Here is a 5,526-nt window from a genome sequence, read left to right as displayed (position 1 = left end):
TTATCTTTACTTCTTTATCCACCTTCTCATGTTTCCTTATACCTATAACATCATCAAGTAAATATCTATATTCTCCGCTCTTTCTTGATTTGTAGTATGTTCTTGAATATTCTATTCCTCCTAGGAGCGTAATAATACTTTTCTTGTCTTTTCTTTCAACTATCCATTCCTTTTTTCTCTTATCATCTTCTTTAATCGCTTTATCTAATTCTTCTAAAAAGTCTTTTATTATATTCCTTCCAAGTTCATCAGTCGATTCTTTAACTACCTCAACAAGTTTTGTAAAATCCCATTCTTTTGACAGCATTTCTTCTACATTTTTTATTAATTTAGTAGTGAAATTTATTAAATGTTGTTGTATAATATCATGTTGTATAATATTATTCAAAAGAGACACCCCCTTATTGATTTGTGTTTTTTCCACTTTTTATTTTACCACAGGGGTTGTCTCTTTTAAATTTTTTGTCCTTTTTCGTCCTACAATAATTTTACACTATGTTATAAGTTTGTTTATAATTTAGAGAAAATGTAATTTACATGAAAATAAAATAATTAAGAACTGTCCCTATGTTGTTCCCCTTAAATTAGTTTGGGGAACATTTGAACAAATTCTTTATTATTTTTAGTCTTTAAAAGGGCGTGGATCAATTTTTCAGTTGCCTCTTGGGTAGTTTCCGTTGCTAAAACACGCCTTACTGCCATTACGGCATTGTATTCTTCGTTTGTTAATAAAAGGTCTTCTCTTCTTGTTCCGGATTTGTTTATATCAATCGCTGGGAATATTCTTCTTTCTTGAAGCTTTCTATCTAAGTGTACTTCCATGTTACCTGTTCCCTTAAATTCTTCGAAAATTACATCGTCCATACGGCTTCCTGTTTCAATAAGGGCTGTTGCAAGGATTGTAAGACTTCCACCTTCTTCTATGTTTCTTGCAGCTCCAAAGAATTTTTTGGGCTGAATCAGGGCACCTGGATCCAAACCGCCTGATAGTGTTCTTCCGGTTGGGGAAATTGTTAAGTTATATGCCCTTGCAAGCCTTGTTAAGCTATCAAGCAAAATAACCACATCTTTTTTAGTTCAACCAATCTTTTAGCCCTCTCAAGAACCAATTCTGCAACCCTTGTATGATTTTCCGGCTCTTCGTCAAAGGTGGAATAAACAACTTCCCCTTGTATAGACCTTTGCATGTCAGTAACTTCTTCAGGTCTTTCATCTATTAACAAAACAATCAATTCCACATCCGGATGATTTCTTGTTATAGCATTTGCAATCTTTTTAAGCAAGACGGTTTTTCCTGCCTTAGGAGGTGCAACAATAAGTCCCCTCTGTCCCCTTCCAATAGGAGCTAAAATATCGATAAGCCTTGTAGCAAGTTCATTGCCTGATGTTTCAAGGGTTAATCTTTTAGTCGGATATATTGGAGTTAAATTTTCAAAGGCTTTTCTTCCTTGTATTTTTTCTGGTGGTAGTCCGTTTATCTCTTGAAGATACAAAAGAGCCCTGTATTTTTCAGTTTCATTTGGAATTCTTGCTTTACCCTTAACTTTGTCTCCTGTTCTTAAGTTAAATTTTCTTATCTGGGAAGGCGAAACGTAAACATCCCTTGGCCCCTGTTGATAATTATCAAGTCTTAAAAAACCATATGATTGATTTTCGATAAGTTCAAAAATACCCTCTACCGTATCCGAATCAACTAAAAGTTCTTGAAGTTTATTTCTTTTGTCTACATCTATATCATGAAGTTTAATTTCTTCCAATTCCTTTTCAACTTCTGGTATGATAACTGGAATATCCTCTTTAATATCTTTCTCATCATTATTTTCTTCCTGTAATTTAAGTATTTCTTCAATTAGCTCACTTTTTCTTAATCTTGTGACTGATTTAATTCCAAGTTCTTTACCTAATTCCCTCAGCTCATCCAAAGTTTTTCCTTTTAATTCTTCAAAATCCATAAAATACCTCCTGGTTGCAGTTTTATTTAAAATTTAATAATAGGGGAAACAAGTCGCGAAATGGGAAACACAGAGGATACAGAAAATCGAATATATGGTAAGTATTATTTTATAAAAAATTAGCTGAATTGTAAAGTATCATGGGAAGTTGTTGCAAAAATTAAACAAATAAGAACCGTCCCTATTAAAAAAAGCTGCCAGCTGGCAGCTTATTTCTTAGGAACCTTCTCCCAATCTTTTAGGAATCTTTCTATGCCTATATCTGTTAATGGATGTTTTGTCATTTGTTCTAATACTTTAAATGGAACTGTTGCAATGTGCGCACCTGCAAGGGCAGCCTTTTCAACATGAATAGGATGTCTTATGCTTGCAGCTATTATTTCTGTTTCAATACCATAGTTGTCAAAAATTCTAACTATTTCTTCAATCAAATACATTCCATCCTGACCAATGTCATCAAGTCTTCCAAGGAATGGGCTAACATAAGTTGCACCTGCCTTTGCAGCAAGAAGTGCCTGGGCTGATGAGAATATCAAAGTCACGTTAGTCTTTATTCCTTCCTTTGAAAGAACCTTTACAGCCTTTAAGCCTTCAATAGTCATAGGAATCTTTATAACTATGTTTTTATGTATCTTTGCAAGTTCCCTTGCTTCCTTAATCATACCCTCATGATCAAGGCTAATAACTTCAGCACTAATAGGTCCATCCACTATATCAGTTATCTCCTTAACTACTTCTACAAAGTCCCTACCTTCCTTTGCAATAAGGGATGGATTTGTTGTTACACCGCATATAACTCCCCAGGAGTTTGCTTCTCTAATTTCATTTACATTTGCAGTATCGATAAATAGCTTCACTTTAAACCCTCCTTACACTTGATTGATAATTAAAGCCTAAAAGCTTTAAAAGCTCATCAAAATCATTTTCATACCTATCTATTATAGCATTAATTGCATCATCTTTTCCAGCAAAAGCTATTTCAAAACCATTAAAGGAGCAGTTTATTATCTTTAAAGGTTTTTCAATTATGTCCTTTAGTTTAAACTTATATCTGTGGATTCTATCGCAAAAGACGCATTTGATATCCAAAACCACTTCCTTGTTCACTATCTTATAGCTTAATAAACTTCCACCGCATTCACATTTTAATCCCTTAGCTTCCTTTGCCTTAAAAAGATCTATATCAATTTTTTTAAATTTTCCGCAACTACTACACTTTACTGCAATGACAAACTTAGGTGAAATAAACATAGTAACACCTCCTTTTTAAAAATATTCAACGTCCCAATTAAAAATCCTTCTTTTGTCGAATGAAAAATTTTTTTGTAGAATATAACTACAAAAGATCATTAAAATAGGCATCAAGGGATAACCGTATCTTGAAAAAGTAAAATAAGGAATATATACAATAATAAAATAAACAACTACATACTTTAATATTTTAGATATCCTACCAAAGGATAAAAGCATCCCTAAAAAGCCAAGAACTACTATAAAATTATGGACATAATTAACATATTTTAATCTTACTCCAAAAACATTCCTCCAATAAAAGGGCCTATTAAACAAATAAATTTGTTTCTTTATAAGATACCAATATAGATATCCCTTAGGATCCTTGTTAAGCTGACTTATAAACCTTTCCTTAGCTATCTTCCTTTCAATCTCATCATTTCTTATTTCATCATCAGAGGTCTTATAAGGGACATAATCTTTACTTTGGTCGTAATTTACATAGGTTGCTTGAAGCATTGGATTTCCGCTTGACAGTGTAAACGGAACAAATCTTTTAAAAATCAAATAATTCCTTATCCACCATGGACTTAATATCAAGACAAAAATAATTGCAACTTTAAAGCTAATTCTTACACACCATTTATAATCAAATCCTTCTCTTATCCAATAAATAACTAATACAACCGGAAGTAGAGCAATCACCGGCTTAAAATATAAGCTCAAACTCCAAAACAAACCGCTCAAATAATAATGCCTTTCATTATCCTCCTTTAATGCTAAGACCAAAAAATATAAACTACATAAAAATAAAAATTTAAAAATCCCTTCCGTTAGCACAACTTGAGTCACAAAATATTCAGGAAGATATAAGGCATCTATTAAAGATGCTAAAGCCCCAACCCTTTCGTTAAAAACTTCTTTTGCCAATAAATATATTAAAGCAAGGGATATTCCTTGTATGATAGCTTGAAAAATTCTAAAGGCTAGGACTGCCTTAAATAAAGAAAAAAAGGATAAAAATAAAGCCAAAACAATCGGAAGTCCTGGCATAATATAAACTGTATCCAGCTTACTTCTATAAATAAGCCTTCCTTCCCTTAAAAGATATAGTCCACTTCTTATATATTTAACATCATCATTGTTTAAAGATATAAAACTTCCAAGATAATAGTTTTGACAAAATCTTATGCTAATATATATATTCAACAAAACAAAAATAATAACTAAAACTAGAATCCTTTTTTTCAACCTAATCCTCCTCTTCTAACCTTTCCTTTAAAAGCCCCACCTCTTGAACCAATCTTATTATCTGTCTTTGAAGCTTAGATATAATTATTAATAGATATAAAATACAAAGAATTGAAAAAATAATCACCGACCCTAACCCTTTAAATTTTAAAAATACAAAAAATGAAAAGTAAAAAAATAAAAGCCATAAGGAAAATCTAATATCCAAAATCCTTTCCTTAGAAAAGTAGTAAATTAACAATAAAAAAATTATAGTAAACAAATCCTTCACTCCTTAAGATTTCAAAAGTAATGAAAGTGTTACCTTAAGGGCATAATATATGGATTTCATAGGGGTTATTGATGATCTTCCCTCCTCACGCTTATTCATCTTTACAGCAACTTCGCTAATTCTTAGATTAGAGGACTTAGCATAGCTTATAGCCTCAACTTCAGGATAATCATAGGGATAATACCTACAAAAAGCATCTATTGCTCTCTTGCTAAAGGCTCTAAACCCCGATGTAGGATCTGTTATTCTTTGTCCTGTAATAACTGAAACTAAAAAAGCAAAAAATTTTATTCCCAAGCGCCTTAAAAAAGGTGGTTTATAGAAATTCCTCTCTAAAAATCTTGAACCTATAACAAGGTCAAATCCTTTTTGAATTTCCAAAATCAAATCATCTATATATTCAGCCCTATGCTGCCCATCTCCTTGAACCTCCCACGACTAAAGTCGCGGGATTCCTGCTTCATCAACCTCGTAACCTACTATCTCCACAGGCGTTAATTCGGGTAGTCCCTACCCTACTGTTTTTACTTATGCTATGCCTAATATCCTCTTTCCTTCTTTTAATATATTTTTACTTGCATTTACATCTCTATCATGGGCTGTCCTACATATTGGACATTCCCACTCCCTTACGTTTAAGTCTTTTACTTCTTCATTTTTATAACCACATACATTACATATTTGACTTGATGGATAAAACATATCTATTTTTACTATTGTTCTTCCATACCATAATGCTTTATATTCAAGCATATTTACAAATTTTGACCATGCTACATCTGATATGGACTTTGATTAGTTTGTTATTTCTTAACATAT

7 protein-coding genes and 1 pseudogene are annotated in these 5,526 nt (G+C 32.2%); all 8 read right to left on the bottom strand.

The features are described 5' to 3' along the window. Positions 1-388, bottom strand: a 388-nt coding sequence (locus CAAU_RS13370; protein WP_040306791.1) for a UPF0236 family transposase-like protein, incomplete at its 3' end; no start/stop codon positions are given. A gap of 191 nt (positions 389-579) precedes the next feature. Next, positions 580-1,952, bottom strand: a pseudogene (gene rho / locus CAAU_RS13365) (transcription termination factor Rho). A gap of 209 nt (positions 1,953-2,161) precedes the next feature. Continuing rightward, on the bottom strand, positions 2,162-2,809 hold the full coding sequence (fsa, locus tag CAAU_RS13360) for a fructose-6-phosphate aldolase (protein ID WP_008909972.1): 648 nt from the start codon (positions 2,807-2,809) through the stop codon (positions 2,162-2,164). 1 nt (position 2,810) lies between these two features. Beyond that, positions 2,811-3,203 (bottom strand): hypothetical protein, encoded by a 393-nt coding sequence (locus CAAU_RS13355; protein ID WP_008909971.1) that lies wholly within the window; start codon positions 3,201-3,203, stop codon positions 2,811-2,813. Positions 3,204-3,218: 15 nt separating this feature from the next. Continuing rightward, positions 3,219-4,436: a glycosyltransferase family 39 protein gene (locus CAAU_RS13350; RefSeq protein WP_008909970.1), complete on the bottom strand. Its 1,218-nt coding sequence runs from the start codon at positions 4,434-4,436 to the stop codon at positions 3,219-3,221. A gap of 1 nt (position 4,437) precedes the next feature. Further along, the gene (locus CAAU_RS15090; RefSeq protein ID WP_040306789.1) at positions 4,438-4,698 is read right to left on the bottom strand and encodes a hypothetical protein; all 261 of its coding nucleotides are present in this window, start codon (positions 4,696-4,698) and stop codon (positions 4,438-4,440) included. Between the two features lie 12 nt (positions 4,699-4,710). Further along, positions 4,711-5,088, bottom strand: a complete 378-nt coding sequence (locus tag CAAU_RS13340; RefSeq protein ID WP_008909968.1) for a glycosyltransferase family protein — start codon at positions 5,086-5,088, stop codon at positions 4,711-4,713. Between the two features lie 147 nt (positions 5,089-5,235). Further along, entirely contained in the window at positions 5,236-5,460 is a 225-nt protein-coding gene (locus CAAU_RS13335) for a zinc ribbon domain-containing protein (protein ID WP_008909967.1), read from the bottom strand. Positions 5,461-5,526 lie beyond the last annotated feature (66 nt).

Source organism: Caloramator australicus RC3 (assembly GCF_000297115.1).
Taxonomy (GTDB): domain Bacteria; phylum Bacillota; class Clostridia; order Clostridiales; family Caloramatoraceae; genus Caloramator; species Caloramator australicus.
Note: the sequence above shows the minus strand (reverse complement) of the source record. Positions and strands in the feature narration are given on the sequence as shown.